The sequence below is a fragment of the Micromonospora citrea genome (genome assembly GCF_049629545.1).
Lineage (GTDB): Bacteria > Actinomycetota > Actinomycetes > Mycobacteriales > Micromonosporaceae > Micromonospora > Micromonospora citrea_A.
In genome coordinates, this window is record NZ_JBNADX010000011.1 from 1 (window position 1) to 22,915 (window position 22,915).

A 22,915-nucleotide genomic window follows, 5' to 3' on the forward strand; every position below is an offset into this window, starting at 1 on the left:
CCGGGACGCCTCAGCGCAGTGCGGCGTTCAGGGCCGGCAGGTAGCCGTACCGGTAGCCGTCGGCGTCCGGGTGGTACGCCTCGATGACCCCGGAGACGTCCCGGATCCACGGGTCGGCCGCGCAGACCCCGTGGCCGGCGAAGGTGGGGCGGGTGTCGGCGAACGTGGCGCCCGCCGCGCCGGCCCGGCCGGCGATGACGGTGGCGAGCACGTCGGCGGCCTCGTTGAGGATGGTCCGCTTGTAGGTGCTCATCGCCAGCCAGCCGCACCAGTTCGTCTCGAACAGCCGCGGGTAGCCGAGCACGACCAGTCGGGCGTTCGGGGCGCGCTCGCGGATGGCGGCGTAGGTGCGGTCGAGCCGGCCGGGCAGCGTGGCGGTGGCGAACGCCTTGGCCTCGTTGACCGCGTTGGTGCAGGTGCTGGTGCTGCCGAAGCGGCAGCTGGTGATGACGTCGGCGAAGCCGGCGTCGTTGCCGCCGATGGTGACGGTGACCAGCGTGGTGCTGGTGCTGAGCGCGGAGACCTGCTCGTCGATCACGTCGGAGGTGACCGCGCCACCGCAGGCGACGAACTTGAAGCTGGTGACGGAGTTGGCGGCGGCCCAGAGCGGGGCGTACGACTTCTGGCTGCGCAGGCAGCCGGAGAGGTCGTACGGGCCGGCCCCGACGCCGGAGGAGTAGGAGTCGCCGAGGGCGACGTAGTTGACGGTGGCCGCCTGGGCGGTGCCGGGGACGAGCACGACACCGAGGACGGTGGCGAGCAGGGCGGCCAACGCGGTGACGGCGCGGGCCAGGGCGCGGTGGGGCATCACGGACCTCCACGGAGCAGGGGTGGGGGGAGCCTCGTGACCGCGCGCGTGGCCAAGGGTTGTTACTGGTCGGTAATGCTATCGAAACATTCCCATAAAGTGAACAGCCGATCGCGCGGGACGGGGTCATCGCGTTCACAAACATCGATTAGGTTGATCGCGCGTACACCCCGACGGAGGGAGTCCACCCCGTGCGACGCGTTTTCGCGGCGGCCATCGCCGCCCTGACCGTCACCACCGCCGGCACCCTGGTGACCGGCGCTCCCGGCCAGGCCGCCGACCGACCCGGTCGCAGCCGGCTGGTCGCCACCGCCACCCCCGGCGCCCCCGGGCTCGGTGACAGCTACTTCCCCGACTACGGCAACGGCGGGTACGACGTCGACCACTACGACGTCCGCCTGCGCTACGACCCGGCCACCGACCGGCTCACCGGCACCACCACCATCCTGGCCCGGGCCACCCAGGACCTGCCCCGGTTCAACCTGGACTTCCTGCTCGACGTGGAGTCCGTGAAGGTCAACGGCTGGACGGCCCCGTACGCCCGCGAGGGCGTACACGAACTGGCGGTCACCGCACCCCGCCGGATCGTCCGCGGCCAGCAGCTCACCATCGTGGTCAGGTACTCCGGCGTGCCGTCCGAGACGCTCATCGGCGGCTACACCGGATGGACCCGCACCGACGACGGCGCGCTCGCCGTCAACGAGCCGGAGTCGTCCTGGTGGTGGTTCCCGGCCAACGACCACCCGCTCGACAAGGCCACCTTCGACATCTCGGTCTCGGTGCCCAGCGGCGTCGAGGTGATCAGCAACGGCGTGCCGCCGCGTCCCCCGCTCGCCGAGGCCGGCGACCGGATGCGATGGAGCTGGCGCACCACCAGCCCGACCGCCACCTACCTGGCCTTCCTCGCCATCGGGCAGTACGACGTCGTCACCGACACCGCGCCGAACGGGCAGCCGGTGATCAACGCCTACAGCACCACGCTGGGTCCGCTCGCGCCGGCCGCACGGGCCAGCATCGAGCGCACCGCCGAGGTCGTCGACTGGGCCAGCGGGATCTTCGGGCCGTACCCGTTCGAGGCGCAGGGCGGCGTCGCCGGGCCGGTCGACGGCATCGGCTTCGCCCTGGAGACGCAGACCCGGTCGGTGTACGGCCCGGGCTTCTGGCGACGCGGCGCCAACTCGTACGTGGTGGTGCACGAGAACGCCCACCAGTGGTTCGGCGACTCGGTGTCGGTCGCGCAGTGGCGCGACATCTGGCTGAACGAGGGCTTCGCCTCGTACGCCGAGTGGCTCTGGTCGGAGGAGCAGGGCGAGGGCACCGCCCAGGAGCTCTTCGACTTCACCTACGCCGGCTACCCGGCGGACTCCGATTTCTGGCAGGTGCTGCCGGGCGACCCGGGCGCCGGGCGGATCTTCGACGACGCGGTCTACGACCGGGGCGCGATGGCCCTGCACCAGATCCGGCTCGCCGTCGGCGACGAGGCGTTCTTCCGGATCCTGCCGGCCTGGACCGCCGAGCACCGGCACGGCAACGCCACGGTCGCGCAGTTCCAGGCCCTCGCCGAGCGGATCTCCGGCCTGGACCTGGACGACGTCTTCACCACCTGGCTCTTCACCCCGGGCCGGCCCGCCCTGCCGACGGCCGCGCGGAGCGCGACCGCCCCGCAGCAGCCGGCGTCGTGGGCGAAGATCCGCGAGGCGCACCACCTGCTGGCGCGCTGACCCGACCCCGGTCGGGTGTCCGCCCCTGGTCCCGGGACGGACACCCGACCGGCCGGTCGAAGTCGGCTGCCCGGCCGACCGGGCGGCGGCCGGACCTCGGCCCACCACCGGCCGTGGTCGGATGCCCTCATGTGCTCACGTTCGCGGGCCGGCGGCCGTCAGCCGGCCGGCGTGGGTACGACCGGCACGGCCGACCCGCCGGTCGCGGCCTCGACCGCCCGGATGTGCCGGTACGCGAACCACAGCGGCGGGAACGCGGCGACGGCGAAGGAGAGGTCGACCAGCGTCCAGAACCACGGGATGTCCCGGATCGGCCCGCAGATCAGCGCCAGCGGCACGATCCCCGCGCAGGCGATCATGCCGAGCTGCACCACCCAGACGTTGCGAACCGGATCCCGCAGCGGCCCCCAGAACGCCACCGCCAGCACCAGGTGCGCGAAAGCCAGCCAGTCGGTGCCGTAGAGCATGAAGGGGTAGCGGTCGCCGGTCTCGACGAGTCCGGTGTGGACCCGCTCGATCCAGGCCACCAGCGCCGGGAACTGCCCGGCGAGCGGATCGAGCGCCCGCAGCAGCCACCGCACCTCGATCTCCAGCGGAAACGCGGTCACCCCGCTGAGGAACAGACCCACCACCACGACCCACAGCCACCGACGTACCCGACGCAGGCGCTCATCGACGTCCATATCGGCACGGTATCGGCGCGCGTCGGGTCCCGACGTCCCCGCCCGAGCAGTTACGGCATGATCCCGCTCACCCGTGACTCATGATCACGCTCGAACATGGAGACAGTGGGCTCCCAGCGGATGGAGGCCACTACTTCCCGGATCGAGCGCACTCGTGGCGCGTGAGCGGCCGGCGGCGTGAGCGGCAGGACGGCCCGGCCCCGGCGGTGTCCCGCCCGGGCCGGGCCGTCGGCGACTGTCGTCAGCGCGCGGCGAGCGGCTGCCGGCCCGGGTCCACCGGGGCCGGCAGCTCGCCGACCCCGCCCAGGTAGGTGTGGATGGCCGCGGCGGCAGCCCGCCCCTCGGCGATCGCCCAGACGATCAGCGATGCGCCCCGGTGCATGTCCCCGGCGACGAAGACGCCGTCGGCGTCGGTCTGCCAGTCCGGCCGGGCGTCCACCGCGCCACGGGCGTTGCGGGTCACCCCGAACTGGGCCAGCAGCGGCTGCTCCTCGGTGCCCTCGAAGCCGATCGCCAGCAGCACCAGATCGGCGGGGAGCACCCGCTCGGAACCGGGCAGCGCGGTGACGATCCGTCGGCCGTCCCGCTTCTCCACGGTGACCTCGGCGATCCGCACCCCGACGACCTGGCCGGTGCCGTCGTCGACGAACTCCTGCACCGCCACGGCGAAGACCCGCTCGCCGCCCTCCTCGTGCGCCGGGTAGTTGCGCAGCACCCACGGCCAGGTCGGCCACGGGTCACGCTCGGCGTCCCGGGTCTCCGGCGGCTCCGGGTAGAGGTCGAGCTGGTGCACGCCCGCCGCGCCCTGCCGGTGGGCCACGCCCAGGCAGTCCGCCGCGGTGTCGCCACCGCCGATGATCACCACGTGCTTGCCGGCCGCGTCGATCGGCGTGCCGTCGGGGAGCACGGCCGGCGCCGGCCTGCCCTCGCCGGCCGCGACGACGCCCTGCTGGCCGGTGGCCGCTGCGGCGACCACGCGGTTGGCGGCCACCAGGTGGTCCATCGCCTGGTGCACGCCGCGCAGCGCCCGCCCCGGCGTCTCCGGGGTGTCGCGGCCCTGCAACGCGCCGCAGGCCAGCAGCACCGCGTCGTGCTCGGCGCGCAACTGCTCGGCGGTCACGTCGACGCCCACGTCCACGCCGGTGCGGAACCGGACGCCCTCGGCGGCGAGCTGGGCCAGCCGCAGGTCGACGTGCCGCTTCTCGAGCTTGAAGTCGGGGATGCCGTACCGGAGCAGGCCGCCGATCGCGTCGTCGCGCTCGTACACCGTCACGCTGTGGCCGGCGCGGGCGAGCTGCTGCGCGGCGGCGAGACCGGCGGGCCCGGAGCCGACCACGGCGACGGAGCGGCCGGTCGGCGCCGGGACCGGCCGGGGCAGCAGCCCGGCGCGCGCCGCCGCGTCGGCGATCTCCACCTCGACCTGCTTGATGGTGACCGGCTGCTGGCCGCCGAGGCCGAGGACGCAGGCCGCCTCGCACGGGGCCGGGCAGAGCCGGCCGGTGAACTCCGGGAAGTTGTTGGTGGCGTGCAGCGACTCCACCGCGGCGTCCCAGTTGCCGGTACGGACCAGGTCGTTCCAGTCCGGGATGCGGTTGCCCAGCGGGCAGCCGTCGTGGCAGAACGGGATGCCGCAGTCCATGCAGCGGGTGGCCTGCTCGCGGATCAGCTCCTCCCCGGCGGGCGGGTAGACCTCACGCCAGTCGGTGATCCGCACCGGCACCGGGCGGCGGGCCGGCAGCCGCCGGTTGTAGCGCAGGAAACCGTTCGGGTCAGGCACGAGCCACCTCCTGGACCGCCACCCGCGAGGCGGGCGACACCGGCGCGGTCAGCGCAGACATGACCGCGTCGTCGACATCACGGCCGGCGGCTTCGGCGGCCTTCATGATCTCCATCACCCGGCGGTAGTCGCGGGGGACCACCGCGGTGAACTCCTCGGCCGCCTCCGGCCAGCGCTTGAGCAGCTCCGCGCCGATCGCCGAGTCGGTCTCCGCCACGTGCCGTTGGACGAGGTCGTGCACCAACTCACGCTCGGAGTCGCGCAGCGGCGTCAGGTCGACCAGCTCGGCGTTGACCCGGTCGCGGTCCAGCCGCCACACGTACGCGGTGCCGCCGGACATGCCGGCGGCGAAGTTGCGACCGGTCGCGCCGAGCACCACCACGGTGCCGCCGGTCATGTACTCGCAGCCGTGGTCGCCGACGCCCTCGACGACCGCCACCGCGCCCGAGTTGCGCACCGCGAAGCGCTCCCCCACCCGGCCGCGCAGGAACAGCTCACCGGCGGTGGCCCCGTACAGGATGGTGTTGCCGGCGATGATCTGGTCCTCGGCCCGCTGCCCGGCGGCGGCCTCGGCGTCGCAGAACGGCGCGGCGGCGTCCGGGCGTACGACGATCCGCCCGCCGGAGAGGCCCTTACCGACGTAGTCGTTGGCGTCGCCGTGCAGCCGCAGGGTCACCCCGTGCGGCAGGAACGCGCCGAAGGACTGCCCGGCGGTGCCGCGCAGCGCGAACTCGATGGTGTCGTCGGGCAGGCCGGCACCGCCGAAGCGGCGGGTGACCTCGCCGCCGAGCATCGCGCCGACGCTGCGGTGCTCGTTGCGCACCGCCACCTCGACCCGCACCGGGCTGCCGTCGCGCAGCGCCGGCTCGGCGAGCGCGATCAGCTCGTTGTCCAGCGCCAGCTCCAGGCCGTGGTCCTGGGCCCGGATGCCGCGCCGCGCGGCGTCCGCCGGCAGCTCCGGCAGGTGCAGGACGCGCCCCAGGTCCAACCCGTGCGCCTTCCAGTGGTCGATCGCCGGGGTGACGTCGAGCAGCTCGCTGTGGCCGATCGCCTCGTCGATGGTGCGGAAGCCCAGCTCGGCGAGGTACTCCCGGACCTCCTCGGCGAGGAAGAGGAAGAAGTTCTCGACGAACTCCGGCCGGCCGGTGAACCGCTCGCGCAGCACCGGGTTCTGGGTGGCGATGCCGACCGGACAGGTGTCCAGGTGGCAGACCCGCATCATCACGCAGCCCTCGACGATCAGCGGGGCGGTGGCGAAGCCGAACTCCTCGGCGCCGAGGAGCATCGCGACCAGCACGTCCCGGCCGGTCTTGAGCTGGCCGTCGACCTGCACGGTGACCCGGTCGCGGAGCTTGTTGAGCAGCAGGGTCTGCTGCGCCTCGGCCAGACCCAGCTCCCACGGGGTGCCGGCGTGCTTGAGCGAGTTCAGCGGGGACGCGCCGGTGCCGCCGTCGTGGCCGGAGATCAGGATGACGTCGGCCTTGAGCTTGGCGACGCCGGCCGCGACGGTGCCCACACCGGTCTCGCTGACCAGCTTGACGTGCACCCGGGCGGCCGGGTTGACGCACTTCAGGTCGTGCACGAGCTGGGCGAGGTCCTCGATGGAGTAGATGTCGTGGTGCGGCGGCGGGGAGATCAGGCCGACGCCCGGGGTGGCGTGCCGGGTCCGGGCGATCCACGGCCAGACCTTGTTGCCGGGCAGCTGGCCGCCCTCGCCGGGCTTCGCGCCCTGGGCCATCTTGATCTGGAGGTCGTCGGCGTTGACCAGGTACTCGCTGGTCACGCCGAAGCGGCCGCTGGCGATCTGCTTGACCGACGAGCGGCGGGCCGGGTCGTGCAGCCGCTCGACGTCCTCGCCGCCCTCGCCGGTGTTGGACTTGCCGCCGAGACGGTTCATCGCGACGGCGAGGGTCTCGTGCGCCTCGGCCGAGATCGACCCGTACGACATGGCGCCGGTGGCGAACCGCTTGACGATCTCGCCGGCCGGCTCGACCTCGTCCAGCGGCACCGCCGGACGCACCCCGGTGCGCAGGGTGAACAGCCCGCGCAGCGAGCCGCCCTGCGCGGCCAGCTCGTCGACCTTGGCGGTGTACTGCCGGAAGACGTCGTACTGGCGGCTGCGGGTGGCGTGCTGGAGCAGGAAGACCGTCTCCGGGTTGAACAGGTGCAGCTCACCCTCGCGGCGCCACTGGTACTCGCCGCCGACCTCCAACCGGTCGGAGGTCATCGCGCCCGGCGCGGGCCAGGCCAGGGCGTGCCGGGCGGCCACCTCGGCGTGGATCTCGTCGAGGCCGATGCCGCCGATGCTGCTCGGGGTGCCCCGGAAGTACCGCTCGACCAGGCGGGTTTCCAGGCCGACGGCCTCGAAGACCTGCGCGCCGCAGTACGACGACACCGTCGAGATGCCCATCTTGGACATGATCTTGAGGACGCCCTTGCCGAGCGCCTTGACGTAGTTCCGGATGGCCTTGGCCGGCTCCACGCCGACCAGCACGCCGGTGGAGATCATGTCCTCCACCGACTCGAAGGCCAGGTACGGGTTCACCGCCGCCGCGCCGTACCCGATGAGCACGGCCGCGTGGTGCACCTCGCGACAGTCGCCGGACTCCACGACCAGCGCCACCTGGGTACGGGTCTGCTCCCGGACCAGGTGCTGGTGCACCGCGGCGGTGAGCAGCAGCGACGGGATCGGGGCGAGGTCGGCGTTGGAGTCCCGGTCCGACAGGACCAGGATCCGCACGCCGTCCTCGATCGCCTCGGAGACGTGCCGGCAGATCTCGGTCAGCCGGGCCTTGATGCCGGCCCCGCCGTCGCGGACCCGGTACAGCCCGGAGACCCGCACCGCCTTGAAGCCGGGCAGGTCGCCGTCCTGGTCGATGTCGAGGATCTTGGCCAGCTCGTCGTTGTCGATCACCGGGTACGGCAGCACGATCTGCCGGCAGCTCGCCGGACCCGGGTCGAGCAGGTTGCCCTCCGGGCCGATGGTGGACGCCAGGCTGGTCACCAACTCTTCCCGGATGGCGTCCAGCGGCGGATTGGTGACCTGGGCGAAGAGCTGGTGGAAGTAGTCGTAGAGCAGCCGGGGCCGGGTCGACAGCGGGGCGATCGGGGTGTCGGTGCCCATCGAGCCGAGCGGCTCGGCGCCGCTGCGCGCCATCGGCCCGAGCAGGATCTTCAGCTCCTCCTCGGTGTAGCCGAAGGTCTGCTGGCGGCGGCGCACCGAGTCGTGGGTGTAGACCACGTGCTCGCGCGGCGGCAGGTCGTCCAGCTCGATCAGGCCGGCGTGCAGCCACTCGGCGTACGGCCGGGCAGCGGCCAGCTCGGTCTTGATCTCGTCGTCGGAGACGATCCGCCCGTTGACGGTGTCGACCAGGAACATCCGGCCCGGCTGGAGGCGCCCCTTGGCGACCACGGTGGCCGGGTCGAGGTCGAGCACGCCCGCCTCGCTGCCCAGCACGACCAGGCCGTCGGAGGTGTGCCACCAGCGGCCCGGACGCAGGCCGTTGCGGTCCAGCACCGCGCCGACGATCTCGCCGTCGGTGAAGGCGACCGACGCGGGGCCGTCCCACGGCTCCATCAGGCTGGCGTGGAAGCGGTAGAAGGCCCGCTTGTCCGCCCGCATGCCGGGGTCGTTCTCCCACGCCTCCGGGATCATCATCAGCACCGCGTGCGGCAGGCTCCGCCCGGCCAGGTGCAGCAGCTCCAGCACCTCGTCGAAGTTGGCCGAGTCGGAGGCGCCCGGGGTGCAGACCGGGAAGATGCGCCGGATGTTGCCGGGCAGGTCGGGGCTGCGCAGCAGCGCCTCGCGGGCCTGCATCCAGTTCCGGTTGCCCCGGATGGTGTTGATCTCGCCGTTGTGCGCGATGAACCGGTACGGGTGCGCCAGCGGCCAGGACGGGAAGGTGTTGGTGGAGAAGCGGGAGTGCACCAGGGCGATGGCGCTGTCCACCCGCTCGTCGGTCAGCTCCGGGAAGTACGCCGGGAGCTGGTCCGGGGTCAGCATGCCCTTCCAGGTCATGGTCCGCGACGACAGCGACGGGAAGTACGCCGGCACGCCCCGCTCGGCGCTCTCCCGCTCGGCCTGCTTGCGGACGCAGAACGCCACCCGGTCCAGGTCGAGGCCGGTCAGCGGGGAGCCGGCCGGGCCGGCCGGGGTGTCGGTGAGCCGGTGCGCGGCGAGGAAGAGCTGACGGATGCGGGGCATCGCCGCCAGGGCGGTCTCGCCCAGCCCGCTCGGGTCGGTCGGCACGTCCCGCCAGCCGAGCACCTCGGCCCCCTCGACCAGGGCGTACTTCTCGACCACCCGGCGGGCGCGGGCCTCGCCGGCGTCGTCGTCGGGCAGGAAGACCAGGCCGGTGGCGTACTGGCCGGCCGGGGGCAGCGGGAAGTCCACCACGGCGCGCAGGAACGCGTCCGGCACCTGGATCATGATCCCCGCGCCGTCGCCGGTGTTCTGCTCCGCGCCCCGCGCGCCACGATGGTCCAGGCGACAGAGCGCGCCGAGTCCGTTCGCCACCACCGCGTGGGAGCGCCGACCGTGCAGGTCCGCGACGAACGCCACGCCGCACGCGTCGTGCTCGTTGGCCGGGTCGTAGAGACCGGCCGCGGACGGGGCCGACTGCGGGCTGAGAGGGTACGGAAAGGCCACCGGGCCTCCTGTCGTCACTCAGGTTGGATCATGATCGGGACGACGTCGGCCCTCAGCGGTCTATTGAGTCTACGTTAGGGCGACCCCCGCAAGGCCAGTGCAGATTGATCACACCTTCCAGACTCTGGGACGTGTAGTCTCGCGCGGTGGATTCCCAGCGCCGTGAGCTGTTCGCCCGGTTGGAACGCTTCTACGACGCGGTGCCCCGCGATGCGGCCCGCGGCGAGGAACACGGCGGTCTCGTCCTGTTCGTCCGGGACGGCGTCGGCTGGCCGTTCTACGCCCGCCCCCGGCTGGACGCCACCGCGCCGCCCTCCCTGGCCGACGTGGCGGCCGTCCGGGAACGGCAGCGGGAACTGGGGCTGCCGGAGGCCTTCGAGTGGGTGCACGAAACCAGCCCGGACCTGCTCGCGGTGGCCCGCGCGGCGGGGCTGGGCGTGCTGGAGGCGCCGCTGATGGTGCTCGACCCGGACACCCTGGGCGACCCGGCGACGTTCACCGACGTACCGGTGCGGGTGCTGGACCCGGACGCGCCCGGCTTCGCCGCCGACGTGGCGGCCCGTCGCGCGGTCGCCGCGGTGGGCTTCGCCGCCGCCGGCACCGCCCGTGGCGAGGCCGGACCGACCGAGCGGGACGCCGCGGTGACCGAGCTGGACGTGGCCGCGCTGGACGAGGAGCGGGCCCGGATCGCCGACGGACGCCGGCTGTCGGCGCTGGCCGGCACGCCCGCCGAGGGTGCCCTCGCGAGCGGGATGGCGATGCGGGTCGACGACGTGGCCGAGATCGCCGGGGTGGCCACCCTGCCGGCCGCCCGCCGCCGGGGCCTGGGCGCGGCGGTCACCGCCACCCTCGCCCGCGAACTGCTCGCGGCCGGCACCGAGCTGGTCTTCCTCTCCGCCGGCAGCGAGGACATCGCCCGGGTCTACCTGCGCGTCGGCTTCCGCCGCATCGGCACCGCCTGCATCGCCGAACCCACCGCCCTCATCTGACCCCCCTCCCCCGGACCACCCCGCGCCCTCCCCGCGCCCACCTGGTTGATCATGAAGTTGTTGGCAGAACACGCCGGGACAGGTGGCAACAACTTCATGATCGACGCCAGGGCGGAGTGCGGGGTGCGTGGGGGCGCGGTCAGGGGGTGTGGGTGGGGGGACGCCACTGGGCGGCGGAGGCGGCGGCGCTGGAGAGCAGACGGGGGTTGATCGTGCCCAGGGCGGCGTCGCGGGCGCGCAGCGCCAACCGGCCACGGGCCTGCAGGACCGCCGACATCCGGCGGGTCTGCCGGACCACGGTGGCCGCGCGGGGCCGACGCAGCCGGTCGTACGCCTGCACGGCGTCGGGCAGCCGGGACTCGCGCAGCAGCGACGACAGGGTGGCCGCGTCCTCGAAGGCGAGGCAGGCGCCCTGCCCGAGGTGCGGCGGCATGGCGTGCGCCGCGTCGCCGAGCAGCACCACCCCGCCCGGCCCGGCCGGGAAGCCGTACGCCCGGGGCAGCGGCCGCAGCTCCCGGACCTCCTGCTGGACCAGGTCGTCCGGCTCGGTGGCGTCGAGCAGCCCGCCGACCGGGGCGGGCCAGCCCGCGTACCAGCGCTTGAGCAGGGCGAGCTGGGTCTCCGGCGGCTCGGGACGGGGTGCGCCGGCAGCGGTGGCCACCCAGTAGATGCCGCCCCGGCGCGACGCGCCGGAGGAGCCGCGCTCGCCCAGCGAGGCGGCCACGAAGCGGTAGCCGGCCCCCAGCACCTCCCCGCCGAGCGGCTGGTCGGCGGCCAGCCTCGGCGCCCGGTACCAGGGGATCACCGCCCGCCAGGAGGCGGAGCCGGAGCTGACCACGGCCGCCTCGGGGGCGAGCTGGCGGCGTACCGCGCTGTCGGTGCCGTCGGCCGCGACCACCAGGTCGACCTCGACCAGGTGGCGGCCCGCGCCGACCGCCGGGCGCTCGCCGGGACGGACCCGCACGGTGTCCACGGCCACCCCGGTACGCAGCTCCACCCGGTCGCCGAGACCGGCGATCAGGGCGTCGTGCAGGTCCTCCCGGTGCACCACCACCGGCATCCGGTCGGCCGGTGTGGGGCGTGGCTGCACCAGCCAGTGCCCGTCGGGGCGGCGTACCCCGCCGTCGGGCAGCGCGGTGGCGATGGCGTCGAGGCCCGCACCGAGGCCCAGGGCGTGCAGCGCGCGGACCCCGTTGGGCCAGAGCACCACGGCTGTCGGTTCCGGGCGGACCCGGTCCGCCCGTTCGAGCACGGTGACCTGCCAGCCGGAGCGGGCCAGCGCCCCGGCCACCGCCAGGCCACCGAGTCCGGCCCCGACCACCACCGCGGTTCGCATGCCCCGCCCCGCTCAGCTGTCCCGGTCGACGGGACGGGCGCCGGCCGCGCCGGCCCGGTCGTCCCGCTGCGGCGCGTCGTCGTCCACGCCGTCGTCGTCCGCGCCGTCGGCCTCGGCCGCGCCGTCCGCGCTCGCCGCCGGTTCGTCGGTCGCCGTGGGTGGCGCGGCGGCGGGAGGCACCTCACCCGTCTCCCGGTACGCCCGGAACTGTTCCTCGCTCACCGTCCGGTAGCCCTCCGGCGCGGCCGCCCGCGCGCCGTGCTCGGCGCGGGAGAGGTCGACCTGGGAGACGTCCCCGCCGGGCGGCGGGACCGGGGCGGGGGCGCCGACCGGGATCAGGTACTCGCGCGGGCCACGGACCCGCAGGAAGTAGATCAGCGCGCCGACGAACACCAGCGCGGCGGTCCAGACGTTGAGCCGGACGCCGAGGATCTCGTTCGCCTCGTCGGTGCGCATGATCTCGATCCAGAACCGGCCGGCGGTGTAGCCCATCACGTACAGCGCGAACGCCCGGCCCTTGCCCAGCTTGAGGCGCCGGTCGAGGACGAGCACCAGGGCGGCGACGCCGACGTTCCAGATCGCCTCGTAGAGGAAGGTCGGGTGGTAGAGCCCCGGCAGCAGGATCGGGTTGCCGGCCTCGTCGAGCTGCGCCTGACCGGGGTTGGCGGAGTCCATCTTGTGGACCTCCAGCCCCCAGGGCAGCGTGGTCGGGCCGCCGTACAGCTCGTTGTTGAACCAGTTGCCGAACCGGCCGACCGCCTGGGCCAGCGGCAGGCCCGGGGCGAGCGCGTCGGCCACCACGGCGAACGGGATGCCGAGCTGCCGGGCGGCGATCCACGCGCCGACCGCGCCACCGGCCACCGCGCCCCAGATGCCGAGGCCGCCCTCCCAGATGAAGAACGCCTTCAGCGGCTCACCCCCCGCGCCGAAGTACTTCTCCGGCGAGGTGATCACGTGGTAGATCCGGGCGCCGATGATGCCGGCCGGCACCGCCCAGACCGCGATGTCGAGCACCGCGCCGGGGGCCACCCCCCGTTGACGCAGCCGACGTTCGGTGAGCCAGCAGGCCAGCACGATGCCGAGGATGATGCAGAGCGCGTACGCCCGGATCGGCACCGGCCCGAGCTGCCAGACCGCGGTGGTCGGGCTCGGCAGGGCTGCCTGGGGAATCGACGAGGCGAGGGTCACGGGTGCACAGGCTACCGTTGCGGACCGCCTTCGCGGCACCCCGGTAGGCGTGGTGACGCGCGCCGGATGACACCCGGTGTACGGGTCCGTACCCTCATCGGGTATGACCGGGCTCACCTGGGCGGTCGCGGCGGTCGTGACGGACGACGCCGGTCGGGTGCTGCTCTGCCGGGGTGGGCGGCGGTGGGCGCTGCCCGGCGGGCGGCTGCGCCGCCTGGCCTGCCCGGCCGGCGCGGTGGCCGACGAGATCCGGCGGGAGACCGGCCGGTCGGTCGAGGTGACCGACCTGGTGGGGATCTACCACCTGTCCGACGCGCCCTGCGGGCGGGCGGCCGCGTCCGGTCCGCCGTCCGACGTCCTGGTGCACGTCTTCCGCGCCCGGGTCCTCGCGCGGCCCGACGCCGCTCCGCCGACCGGGTGCGCGCTGGCCTGGCACCGTCCGCAGGCGTTGCCGGAACAGTTCACGCCGGTGACCCGGGCGGCGGTGGCCGACGCGCTGGCCGGCCGCTCCGGGGTGCTCTGCGACCTGCGGCCGGACGACCCGGCGCAGGCCACCGTCGGCACGACGCCCGCCGGCGCAGGGCCGGCCGGCCGGCACCGGTAACCGCCAGGGCGGGACGGCGCGCGGTGCCTGCCGATGCCGAGACAGGCCGCACGCGGAGCCGCCATGATCACGCCCGATCCAGGAAGTAGTGGCCTCGATCGCGCCGCATGGCCACTGTTTCCCGGATCAAGCGCGATCTTGCGCAGGGTGCGCGCCCGTGCGGACCGGGGTGGCGCGTCGGCGGCGGCAGAGCGGCGGCGGGGTGGCGGCCACGGGTCGGGCCCGCCCGGCGGGCCGGGCGGGCGTCGCCGGTTCAGCGGGCGGGGTTGCGGACGCCCTCGGCGAGGTCGGCGCTGAGCGCCCGCAGGGCGGCCAGCCCGGCCGCCTGGTCCGGGGCTTCGAGCAGGCAGCGGATCAGGGCGCTGCCCACGATGACGCCGTCGGCGTACCCGGCGACCGTGGCGGCCTGGGCGCCGGTGCCGACGCCGAGCCCGACGCCGACCGGCAGGTCGGTGGCCTCACGGACCCGGGAGACCAGGACCGGCGCGGCCTGCGAGGTCTGCGCCCGGGCCCCGGTGACGCCCATGATCGCGGTGGCGTAGACGAAGCCCCGGCAGTGCTCCACGGTCATCTTCAGCCGGGCGTCCGTGGACGACGGCGAGACCAGGAAGGTCCGGTCCAGTCCGTGCGCGTCCGAGGCGGCCAGCCACTCGCCGGCCTCCTCGGGGATCAGGTCGGGGGTGATCAGGCCGGTGCCGCCGGCGGCGGCGAGGTCGCGGGCGAACGCGTCGACGCCGTACTGCTCGATCGGGTTCCAGTAGGTCATGGTGACCACCGGGGCGCCGGTGGCCGCGACCGCCTCGATGATGCGCAGCGTGTCCGTGGTGCGCACCCCGCCGGCCAGGGCGATGTCGCTGGCCTTCTGGATCACCGGCCCGTCCATCACCGGGTCGGAGTACGGGATCTCCACCTCGATGACGTCCACGCCCGCCTCGACCATGGCGGTCATCGCGGCAATGCTGCCCTCGACGGTCGGGAAGCCGGCCGGCATGCAGCCGACCAGCACGGCCCGCCCGTCGGCGCGGGCCTTGTCGAAGGCCACCCCGATCCGGCTCACGATCTCACTGCTCCTTGTCGAGGATGCCGAAGTACTCGCCGGCGGTGTGCACGTCCTTGTCGCCCCGTCCGGAGAGGTTGACCACGATGACCGGCTCCCGGCCCAACTCCTCGGCGAGCCGGGGGGCGATCGTCAGGGCGCCGGCGAGCGCGTGCGAGCTCTCGATCGCCGGGATGATCCCCTCGGTACGGCAGAGCAGCTCGAACGCGGCCATCGCCTCGGCGTCGGTCACCGGCAGGTAGGTGGCCCGGCCGCTGTCGTGCAGCCAGGCGTGCTCCGGGCCCACGCCCGGGTAGTCCAGGCCGGCCGAGATGGAGTGCGACTCGATCGTCTGGCCGTCGGCGTTCTGCAGCACGTAGGTGCGGGTGCCGTGCAGCACGCCGGAGGTGCCGCCGGTGATGCTGGCCGCGTGCCGGCCGGTCTCCACCCCTTCGCCGCCGGCCTCGAAGCCGTACAGCCGTACGCCGGTGTCGGGCACGAAGGCGTGGAAGATGCCCAGCGCGTTGGAACCGCCGCCGACGCAGGCCGCGACCGCGTCGGGCAGCGCGCCGGTGAGTTCCAGGCACTGCCGGCGGGCCTCCTCGCCGATGCCCCGGACGAAGTCCCGGACCATCTCCGGGAACGGGTGCGGGCCGGCGGCCGTGCCGATCAGGTAGTGGGTGTCGTCGACGTTGGCGACCCAGTCCCGCATCGCCTCGTTCATCGCGTCCTTGAGGGTGCGCGAGCCGGTGGTCACCGGGATCACCGTGGCGCCCAGCATCCGCATCCGGGCCACGTTGAGCGCCTGCCGTTCGGTGTCGACCTCACCCATGTAGACCACGCACTCGAGGTCGAACAGGGCGGCGGCGGTGGCGGTGGCCACGCCGTGCTGGCCGGCGCCGGTCTCGGCGATGACCCGCTTCTTGCCCATCCGCCGGGTGAGCAGCGCCTGGCCCAGCACGTTGCGCACCTTGTGCGCCCCGGTGTGGTTGAGGTCCTCCCGCTTGAGCAGGATCCGCGCGCCGGCCTTCGCGGAGAACCGGTGCGCCGGGTACAGCAGCGACGGGGTGCCGGCGTAGTCGCGCAGCAGGGCGTCGAACTCGGCGAGGAAGCTCTCGTCGGTCATCGCCTTGCGGTACGCCGCGTCCAGTTCGTCGAGCGCCGCGACCAGCGCCTCCGGCACGAACCGGCCGCCGAAGCGGCCGAAGTGGCCGGCGGCGTCGGGAACCTGGCCGGACGGGGCCGAAACGTCAGCGCTCATGGCGGTGATCCTCTCGCGGTGTCGAAGGTCAGCGCACCGGGCGGGGCGTGGCCGGGTGGTTACCGGCGTTGACCAGCTCGGCGACCGCCTCGCGCGGGCTCTTCTGGGTGACCAGACCCTCCCCGACCAGGACGGCGTCGGCGCCGGCCGAGGCGTACCGGATCAGGTCGTGCGGACCGCGCACGCCGGACTCGGCGATCTTGACGACACTGCTGGGCAGGCCGGGTGCGATCCGCTCGAAGACGGACCGGTCGACCTCCAGGGTACGCAGGTCACGGGCGTTGACCCCGATCACCTGCGCACCGGCCTCCAGGGCCCGGTCGGCCTCCTCCTCGGTGTGCACCTCGACCAGCGCGGTCATGCCGAGCGACTCGATGCGCTCCAGCAGGCCGACCAGCACGTTCTGCTCCAGCGCGGCGACGATCAGCAGCACCAGGTCGGCGCCGTGCGCGCGGGCCTCGTGGATCTGGTAGCTGGAGACCACGAAGTCCTTGCGCAGGACCGGGACCTGCACGGCGGCCCGGACGGCGGCCAGGTCGTCGAGCGAGCCGCCGAACCAGCGCCCCTCGGTCAGCACGCTGATCGCCCGGGCGCCGCCGGAGGCGTACTGACCGGCGAGGTCGGCCGGGTCGGCGATCTCGGCCAGCCGGCCCTTGGACGGCGACGAACGCTTGACCTCGGCGATCACCGCAACCCCGGGCTTGCGCAGGGCGGCGTACGCGTCCAGCGGCGGTGGCGCGGCGGCGGCCAGTTCGCGGATCCGCTCCAGCGGAACCTGCTCCTGTCGCCGCGCCACGTCCTCGCGGACGCCGGCCAGGATCTCGTCGAGCACGCTTCCGGACGCTGCCGGACCGGCCCCGTCCCCCTCCGCGTGCGCATGCTCAGCAGTCACCAACGGACTCCCCTCTCCGGGTGTCATGGGCCGATGCTAGGGGGCGCCACCTGGCGTCAGGTGCCGGGGGTATGGCGCTCCTCACGGAATGGGCTGTGGCATGATGGCCGACTTCCGGTGAACACCGGGTCACGCAGCGCCACCGCGCCCGTCGACCGGCGTCATCTGCGCCCGCGGCGCGGGCGTTCCGGACCCATCGACCGACAGCCATGGACCATGACACCACGTCGGCCGACCGTCCGCAGCACGGCGACGCCCGTCGATGCTGTGACCAAGCTCAAGGATGAACGGCCCTACCGGGGTCGTTCGCTCCGATGGACAGTTGATCCGCCCGTCACCACGGCGAAACGTGAGCCGGGCAGGCTGGACCAGGGCAGACTCGATGACGCGCCTGCCGACCGTCGGACTTCTCGTGTGGGGTGACCACCATGAGCACTGCGGGACCGAACCCGACCCTCGACATCACCACCATCTCCCGGACCGTCGCGTCGCTCGCCGTCGGCGTGGTGCACACCCTCGAACGCGCCGTGGTGGGCGAGGGCCGGATGCGGACCGCCCGGGGCAACGCGTGGGAGGCGGTCTGCGCCGACCGGGCCCGCGCCGACCAGCGCGCCGAACTGGACCGTCTCGTCGCCGAACTGGCCGCCGCGCGTGCCGCCGCCCGGGACCGTCGCGAGGTCCGGCAGCCGGTCAGCTGACCGTCGGGTCCTCGCCCCGGTCGAGCGCGTCCCACGCCTCCCGGGTGCCCCGCTCCGTCGCCGGCCGGCCGTCGGGCGTCGTCTCCGGCGGGCTGCGGCGCTCGTAGCGGGCGCCCATCGCCGGCCACCGGTCACCGCGCAGCGCGGTCAGTGCACCGCCGAGGGCCGCCAGCACCCCGCCGAGCAGGCAGAGCGCCGGCCACTGCCGGCTCACCTCGCCGTCCAGGCCGGCGGCCAGCCCGTAGCCGCCGCCGGCCGCCACGGCCAGGCCGAGCAGCGCCAGCAGCGCGCCGAGCAGCCGCCGCAGGCGGGCCCGGGTGGCCAGCACCGCGCCACCGCCGGCCAGCGCGACCAGCGCCAGGGCCGACAGCCAGGGCAGCAGGTCGGCCCCGGAGCGGTCCTGCCGGGTCGCCGGCAGCGATCCCCGGCCGACGACCTCCACCGACCAGGTGCGGGTCGCCGCCCAGAAGGCCAGGCCCGCGCCGGCCAGGCAGAGCAGCACCGCGTACGTCAGCTCGCGCCGGCCCCGGTCGGCGGGGGCGCCGCCGACCGGCGCGGACGAACCGGCGGCGCCCGCGCCGCCCGACGCGTTCACCACGGCCGCCGGATGGTCGTGGCGGCCCGGCAGCCGTCCGCGAACAGGTCGACGTCGCCGGTGGGCCGGGCTCCACCGCGCCGGCCCACGTCGACCGCCCCCGGCCGCGCCGCGCAGCCCGCGCGCCTCGCGCTCACCGGGCCGGCCGCAGGGTCTCGGCGGCGGCGATGGCGGCGAGCACCGCGGCGGCCTTGTCCCGGGTCTCCCGGTCCTCCGCGGCCGGATCGGAATCGGCCACCACCCCGGCGCCGGCCTGCACGTACGCCCGCCCGTCGCGGATCAGCGCGGTCCGGATGGCGATCGCCATGTCCAGGTCGCCGCCGAAGCCGAAGTAGCCGACCGTGCCGCCGTAGAGGCCCCGGCGGACCGGCTCCAACTCCTCGATGATCTCCATGGCGCGCACCTTCGGCGCGCCGGAGAGCGTGCCGGCCGGGAAGGTCGCGGCCAGCGCGTCGAAGGCGCTGCGGTCCGCGCGCAGCGTGCCCTCCACCGTGGACACGATGTGCATGACGTGGCTGTACCGCTCGATGGTGGCGAACTCGGGCACCTGCACGGTGCCGGCCCGGCAGACCCGGCCCAGGTCGTTGCGACCCAGGTCGACCAGCATGACGTGCTCGGAGCGCTCCTTCGGGTCGGCGAGCAGCTCGGCGGCGAGCCGGGCGTCGGCCTCCGGGGTGGCGCCGCGCGGGCGGGTGCCGGCGATCGGGTGCAGCAGCGCCCGCCGCTCGCCGTCCGCGCCGGCGGTGACCTTGAGGTGCGCCTCCGGGGACGAGCCGACGATGTCGAAGCCGTCGAAGCGCAGCAGGTACATGTACGGGCTCGGGTTGGTGGTGCGCAGCACCCGGTAGACGTCCAGCGGGTCGGCGTGGGTGTCCCGCTCGAAGCGCTGGGCCAGCACGATCTGGAAGCACTCGCCGGCCCGGATCGCCTCCTTGGCCTCCTCGACGGCCTTGCGGTAGCCACCGTCGGGCGTCCGGCTGGCCACCTCGCCGGCCGGCGGGCGGTCGACCGTGGAGATCATGGGCGGAATCGGTCGGGACAGCGCGGTGGTCATCGCGTCCAGCCGCCCCACCGCGTGGTGGTACGCCGCCGCGACGGCGCGTTCGCGGTCCGGGTCGTCCAGCGGGGGCAGCACCGCGTTGGCGACCAGGATCGCCGAGCCGTCGTAGTGGTCGAGCACCACCAGGTCGGTGGCGAGCATCATGCCCAGCTCCGGCAGCCCGAGGTCGTCCTCGGTCAGCTCGGGCAGCCGCTCGAACCGCCGGATCAGGTCGTACCCGAGGTAGCCGACCATGCCGCCGGTCAGCGGCGGCAGCGCGCCGCCCGGGTCCTGCACCGGGCCGGCGAGCGCCTCGACGGTCTCGCGCAGCACCCGCACCGGGTCGCCGGAGGTCGGCACGCCGGCCGGCGGGGTGCCGGTCCAGCGGGCCACCCCGTCCCGCTCGACCAGGGTGGCGCTGCTGCGCACTCCGATGAACGAGTACCGGGACCAGGCCATCCCGGCCGAGCCGACGCCCTGCTCGGCGGACTCCAGCAGGAAGGTGCCGGGGCCACCGGCGAGCTTGCGGTAGACGCCGACCGGCGTCTCCGCGTCGGCCAGCAGCCGCCGGGTCACCGGCACCACCCGCCACCGGGCGGCCAGCTCGGTGAAGGCGTCGAGGTCCGGGCTGAGCCTGCCGTCGGTCATCGCTGGGTCTGCCTTTCGTCTGCGACCGGGGTGCCGCGCCGCGCGCTCACCGGGGATCGGCTCCCTCGGCGGTGACCGGCAGTTCGGTGAAGAAGCAGGTGCGCTCGCCGGTGTGGCAGGCGGCGCCGACCTGCTCGACGCCGACCAGCAGCGCGTCGCCGTCGCAGTCGAGGGCCACCGAACGGACGTACTGGTGGTGGCCGGAGGTGGCGCCCTTGACCCAGTACTCCTGGCGGCTGCGCGACCAGTAGGTCGCCCGGCCGGTGGTCAGCGTGCGGTGCAGCGCCTCGTCGTCCATCCAGGCGACCATCAGCACCTCACCGGTGTCGTGCTGGCGGACGACGGCGGCCACCAGGCCGTCCGGGGTGCGGCGCAGCCGGGCGGCGATGGCCGGGTCGAGGCGGGAGGGGCGGACCGGCTCGGCGGGGCCGCCGTCGGTCACGGGAGACTCGGGTACGGGCACAGTGAGCCATTGTCCCGCACGGGGCGCGGGCACGTGCGAGCCGTCCCCGCCCCGGCGGGCGGCCCGGCCGAGCTGGGCGACGTAGCGGTCCAGGCGGCCGTCGACCAGCGCTGCCGCCAGGTCCGCGCCGGCGACCTCGGCGATCCGGTCGGCGTACGGGCGCACCAGCGGGACGACCCCGGTCACCAGGCGGGCGGCGGCGGCCCCGAGCTGGCCGACGGATCCGGGGCGCAGCCCGAGGCAGAGCAGCATGTCGTCCCGGTAGCCGGCCGGGACGACCGGCAGCGCGAGAGCGGCGGCGAAGGCGCCCCGGCGGGAGACGACCCGCACGCCCGGGTTGGCCGGGCGCAGCACGGAGGGGCAGAGCCGGGCCAGGTCGGCGGCGGCCAGCCGGACCCCGAGGTGGTCGTCGGTGGATCGGGCGGAGGCCACCTTGCCCAGGGTGGCGACCAGTTCCTCCAGCCGGGGCTGGTCGGCCGGCTGGCAGAGCACCGGCAGGTCGATACGGGTCCGCCAGTCCTCCTCGGCCCAGAGCAGCCGGGCCGGCGCGGCGACCGGCAGGCCGAACGCCCAGTCGGCCGGCTCACCGAGCCGGTCGACCCAGGACCGCACGTCACGGGCGGCGACGGAGAGGTGCACCAGGCGGCCGTCCACCTCGGCGAGGTACGCCTGCCGGGCGGCGTACGGGGTGGTGTCGGCGCGGCCGGGCCCGCTCCGGGCCGCTCCGCCCTGGGCCGCTCCGCCCTGGGCCGCTCCGCCCTGGGCCGCTCCGCCCTGCGCCGCTCCGCCCTGCGCCGCTCCGCCCTGGGCCGCTCCGCCCTGCGCCGCTCCGCCCTGGGCCGGGACGGGTCGGCGGTCGTCGACGAGCACGTCGAGGTCGACGTCGCTGTGCACGGTGGCGCCCCGCCGGGCATGGCTGCCGCGCAGCAGGATGCCGACGACGGGCCGCTCGGCGGCCTCGCGCAGCCGGGTCGCCCAGTCGTCGAGGAAACCGCCCTCCGGCAACGGAGCGTGATCCACTTCGCCATCGTGCCGTACGCCCGATCGGGCCGCAATGCCCGTTGACGGACCCCGTGTCCGCTGCGAAGGCTAGTGCCCGACCGTTCGCATTCCTGCCTCCGGATACCTTTCGCCGGCCACCGCCCCGGCGGGCACCGCCTGCCGCAGCCGCGCCTGCTGGGCGGCGGTGAGCCGGATGTCGGCGGCTGCCGCGTTCTCCTGGAGGTACCGCACCCGCTTGGTGCCGGGGATGGGCAGGACGTCCTCGCCCTGGGCCAGCAGCCAGGCCAGCGCGGCCTGGGCCGGGGTGCACCCGATCTCCCCGGCCACCTCGCGCACCGCCGCCACCAGCGCGAGGTTGGCGTCGAGGTTGCCCTCGGCGAAGCGCGGCACGTGGGCGCGCCAGTCGTCCGCGGCGAGTTGGTCGCGGCCGGTGATCGCCCCGGTGAGCAGTCCCCGGCCGACCGGCGAGTACGCCACCAGGGACACTCCCAGCTCCCGGCAGGTGTCCAGCATCTCGCCCTCGACGTCCCGGGTGAACAGCGAGTACTCCATCTGCACGGCCGCGATCGGGTGCACGGCGTGCGCGGCGCGCAGGGTGGCCGGGCTGACCTCCGACAGGCCGATCAGGCGTACCTTGCCGGCGCCGACCAGCTCGGCCATCGCCCCGACGGTCTCCTCGATCGGGGTGCCCGGGTCGCGCCGGTGCAGGTGGTACAGGTCGATGGTGTCGACGCCGAGCCGGCTCAGCGAGGCGTCGCAGGCCTGGCGCGCCCAGGCGGCGCTGCTGTCGACGTACGCGCCCGGCGCGGCGGTGCCCCCGGAGGCGTCGCCCCGGAAGCGGTTGCCGAACTTGGTGGCCAGGAAGACCTCGTCGCGACGGGCCCGGACGACCGGGGCGAGCAGCCGCTCGTTCGCGCCCGCGCCGTACATGTCGGCGGTGTCGAGGTGGTCGACACCCAGGTCGAGGGCGCGGTGCAGGGTACGGGTCGACTCGGCGTCGTCGCGGCCCCCGTAGGCGAAGCTCATGCCCATGCAGCCGAGCCCGATGGCGGAGACCTCGGGGCCGCCGGCCCCCATCCGGCGGCGGATCATCGCCCCTCCTCGGCCTTGCGGTAGATGTCGATCTTGTAGTTGAGCACCTTCAGGTCCTCCTCCAGTTCGGCCATCCGGGCCAGCACCCGGGCCCGGTGCGCCTCGAACAGCGCCCGGCGGGCGCCCAGCGTCCGGTCCCCGAGCCGGGCCAGCTCGGCGTACCGGCGCATGTCGCGCACCGGCATCCCGGTACGGCGCAGCCGGGTGAGCAGCACCAGCCAGTCCAGGTCGGCGTCGGTGTACCGGCGTCGGCCGGCGGAGTCCCGGCCCACCGGGGCCACCAGGCCCTCCTGCTCGTACCAACGCAACGTGTAGGCGGTCAGGCCGACGCGGGCCGCCGCCTCGCCCACGGAGAGGCCGCTCTCCCGAGTGCTGATGTCCACGCGCCCAGGCTTCCAGTTCGAGTGCGCTCGAAGTCAACCGTTGCGCGTCGGC

At 74.6% G+C, this 22,915-nt stretch carries 18 protein-coding genes and 1 pseudogene; 4 read left to right on the forward strand and 15 right to left on the reverse strand.

Annotation, left to right across the window (positions count from 1 at the left end; translation table 11 throughout):
• Positions 1 to 10: 10 nt before the first annotated feature.
• Positions 11 to 808, reverse strand: coding sequence for an SGNH/GDSL hydrolase family protein (locus ACPFP2_RS14040; protein ID WP_424089602.1), 798 nt, complete (start codon positions 806 to 808; stop codon positions 11 to 13).
• Positions 809 to 999: 191 nt separating this feature from the next.
• Here ACPFP2_RS14040 and ACPFP2_RS14045 point away from each other — a divergent pair, with 191 nt between their 5' ends.
• Positions 1,000 to 2,529 carry a M1 family metallopeptidase gene (locus ACPFP2_RS14045; protein ID WP_424089603.1) on the forward strand — a complete coding sequence of 510 codons (1,530 nt, stop codon included), beginning with the start codon at positions 1,000 to 1,002 and terminating at the stop codon, positions 2,527 to 2,529.
• Positions 2,530 to 2,687: 158 nt separating this feature from the next.
• On the opposite strand, the gene ACPFP2_RS14050 is transcribed toward ACPFP2_RS14045, so the two are convergent.
• From ACPFP2_RS14050 to gltB, 3 genes are all read right to left on the reverse strand, one after another.
• Positions 2,688 to 3,212, reverse strand: coding sequence for a hypothetical protein (locus ACPFP2_RS14050; RefSeq protein ID WP_424089604.1), 525 nt, complete (start codon positions 3,210 to 3,212; stop codon positions 2,688 to 2,690).
• 241 nt (positions 3,213 to 3,453) lie between these two features.
• Positions 3,454 to 4,989: a glutamate synthase subunit beta gene (locus ACPFP2_RS14055; protein WP_424089605.1), complete on the reverse strand. Its 1,536-nt coding sequence runs from the start codon at positions 4,987 to 4,989 to the stop codon at positions 3,454 to 3,456.
• The gene (gene gltB, locus ACPFP2_RS14060) at positions 4,982 to 9,637 is read right to left on the reverse strand and encodes a glutamate synthase large subunit (RefSeq protein WP_424089606.1); all 4,656 of its coding nucleotides are present in this window, start codon (positions 9,635 to 9,637) and stop codon (positions 4,982 to 4,984) included. The genes ACPFP2_RS14055 and gltB overlap by 8 nt, the downstream gene beginning before the upstream one ends.
• 146 nt (positions 9,638 to 9,783) lie before the next feature.
• Between gltB and ACPFP2_RS14065 the strand changes: the two genes are divergently transcribed.
• Entirely contained in the window at positions 9,784 to 10,626 is an 843-nt protein-coding gene (locus tag ACPFP2_RS14065) for a GNAT family N-acetyltransferase (RefSeq protein ID WP_424089607.1), read from the forward strand.
• Positions 10,627 to 10,765: 139 nt separating this feature from the next.
• On the opposite strand, the gene ACPFP2_RS14070 is transcribed toward ACPFP2_RS14065, so the two are convergent.
• Positions 10,766 to 11,962 carry an FAD-dependent oxidoreductase gene (locus ACPFP2_RS14070; protein WP_424089608.1) on the reverse strand — a complete coding sequence of 399 codons (1,197 nt, stop codon included), beginning with the start codon at positions 11,960 to 11,962 and terminating at the stop codon, positions 10,766 to 10,768.
• A gap of 12 nt (positions 11,963 to 11,974) precedes the next feature.
• A complete protein-coding gene (lgt, locus tag ACPFP2_RS14075; RefSeq protein WP_424089609.1) occupies positions 11,975 to 13,150 on the reverse strand; it encodes a prolipoprotein diacylglyceryl transferase in 1,176 nt (391 codons plus the stop codon).
• Positions 13,151 to 13,253: 103 nt separating this feature from the next.
• Here lgt and ACPFP2_RS14080 point away from each other — a divergent pair, with 103 nt between their 5' ends.
• The gene (locus tag ACPFP2_RS14080; RefSeq protein ID WP_424089610.1) at positions 13,254 to 13,754 is read left to right on the forward strand and encodes an NUDIX hydrolase; all 501 of its coding nucleotides are present in this window, start codon (positions 13,254 to 13,256) and stop codon (positions 13,752 to 13,754) included.
• 253 nt (positions 13,755 to 14,007) lie between these two features.
• On the opposite strand, the gene trpA is transcribed toward ACPFP2_RS14080, so the two are convergent.
• Genes trpA through trpC form a run of 3 tightly spaced genes read right to left on the reverse strand, consistent with a single transcriptional unit; the run spans position 14,008 to position 16,883 of the window.
• Complete coding sequence (gene trpA, locus ACPFP2_RS14085; RefSeq protein WP_424089611.1) at positions 14,008 to 14,811, reverse strand: tryptophan synthase subunit alpha; 804 nt, start codon at positions 14,809 to 14,811, stop codon at positions 14,008 to 14,010.
• A gap of 4 nt (positions 14,812 to 14,815) precedes the next feature.
• Positions 14,816 to 16,051: a tryptophan synthase subunit beta gene (gene trpB, locus ACPFP2_RS14090; protein ID WP_424089612.1), complete on the reverse strand. Its 1,236-nt coding sequence runs from the start codon at positions 16,049 to 16,051 to the stop codon at positions 14,816 to 14,818.
• A 28-nt stretch (positions 16,052 to 16,079) separates the two neighbouring features.
• Positions 16,080 to 16,883 carry an indole-3-glycerol phosphate synthase TrpC gene (trpC, locus tag ACPFP2_RS14095; RefSeq protein WP_424089613.1) on the reverse strand — a complete coding sequence of 268 codons (804 nt, stop codon included), beginning with the start codon at positions 16,881 to 16,883 and terminating at the stop codon, positions 16,080 to 16,082.
• 488 nt (positions 16,884 to 17,371) lie between these two features.
• On the opposite strand from trpC, the gene ACPFP2_RS14100 reads away from it, so the two are divergent.
• Positions 17,372 to 17,641, forward strand: a complete 270-nt coding sequence (locus ACPFP2_RS14100; protein WP_424089614.1) for a hypothetical protein — start codon at positions 17,372 to 17,374, stop codon at positions 17,639 to 17,641.
• Here the strand turns inward: ACPFP2_RS14100 and ACPFP2_RS14105 are convergent.
• The 6 genes and pseudogenes from ACPFP2_RS14105 to ACPFP2_RS14130 all read right to left on the reverse strand — a co-directional run bounded on the left by ACPFP2_RS14105 (position 17,634) and on the right by ACPFP2_RS14130 (position 22,863).
• Positions 17,634 to 18,236, reverse strand: a complete 603-nt coding sequence (locus tag ACPFP2_RS14105) for a Trp biosynthesis-associated membrane protein (RefSeq protein WP_424089753.1) — start codon at positions 18,234 to 18,236, stop codon at positions 17,634 to 17,636. The genes ACPFP2_RS14100 and ACPFP2_RS14105 overlap by 8 nt on opposite strands.
• A gap of 133 nt (positions 18,237 to 18,369) precedes the next feature.
• Positions 18,370 to 19,923: an anthranilate synthase component I gene (locus ACPFP2_RS14110; protein WP_424089615.1), complete on the reverse strand. Its 1,554-nt coding sequence runs from the start codon at positions 19,921 to 19,923 to the stop codon at positions 18,370 to 18,372.
• 46 nt (positions 19,924 to 19,969) lie between these two features.
• Complete coding sequence (gene hisI / locus ACPFP2_RS14115) at positions 19,970 to 20,386, reverse strand: phosphoribosyl-AMP cyclohydrolase (RefSeq protein WP_424089754.1); 417 nt, start codon at positions 20,384 to 20,386, stop codon at positions 19,970 to 19,972.
• Positions 20,387 to 20,554: 168 nt separating this feature from the next.
• A pseudogene (locus tag ACPFP2_RS14120) lies at positions 20,555 to 21,406 on the reverse strand (hypothetical protein); the annotation flags it as partial.
• Between the two features lie 69 nt (positions 21,407 to 21,475).
• The gene (locus tag ACPFP2_RS14125) at positions 21,476 to 22,480 is read right to left on the reverse strand and encodes an aldo/keto reductase (protein ID WP_424089616.1); all 1,005 of its coding nucleotides are present in this window, start codon (positions 22,478 to 22,480) and stop codon (positions 21,476 to 21,478) included.
• The gene (locus tag ACPFP2_RS14130; protein ID WP_424089617.1) at positions 22,477 to 22,863 is read right to left on the reverse strand and encodes a MerR family transcriptional regulator; all 387 of its coding nucleotides are present in this window, start codon (positions 22,861 to 22,863) and stop codon (positions 22,477 to 22,479) included. The genes ACPFP2_RS14125 and ACPFP2_RS14130 overlap by 4 nt, the downstream gene beginning before the upstream one ends.
• Positions 22,864 to 22,915 lie beyond the last annotated feature (52 nt).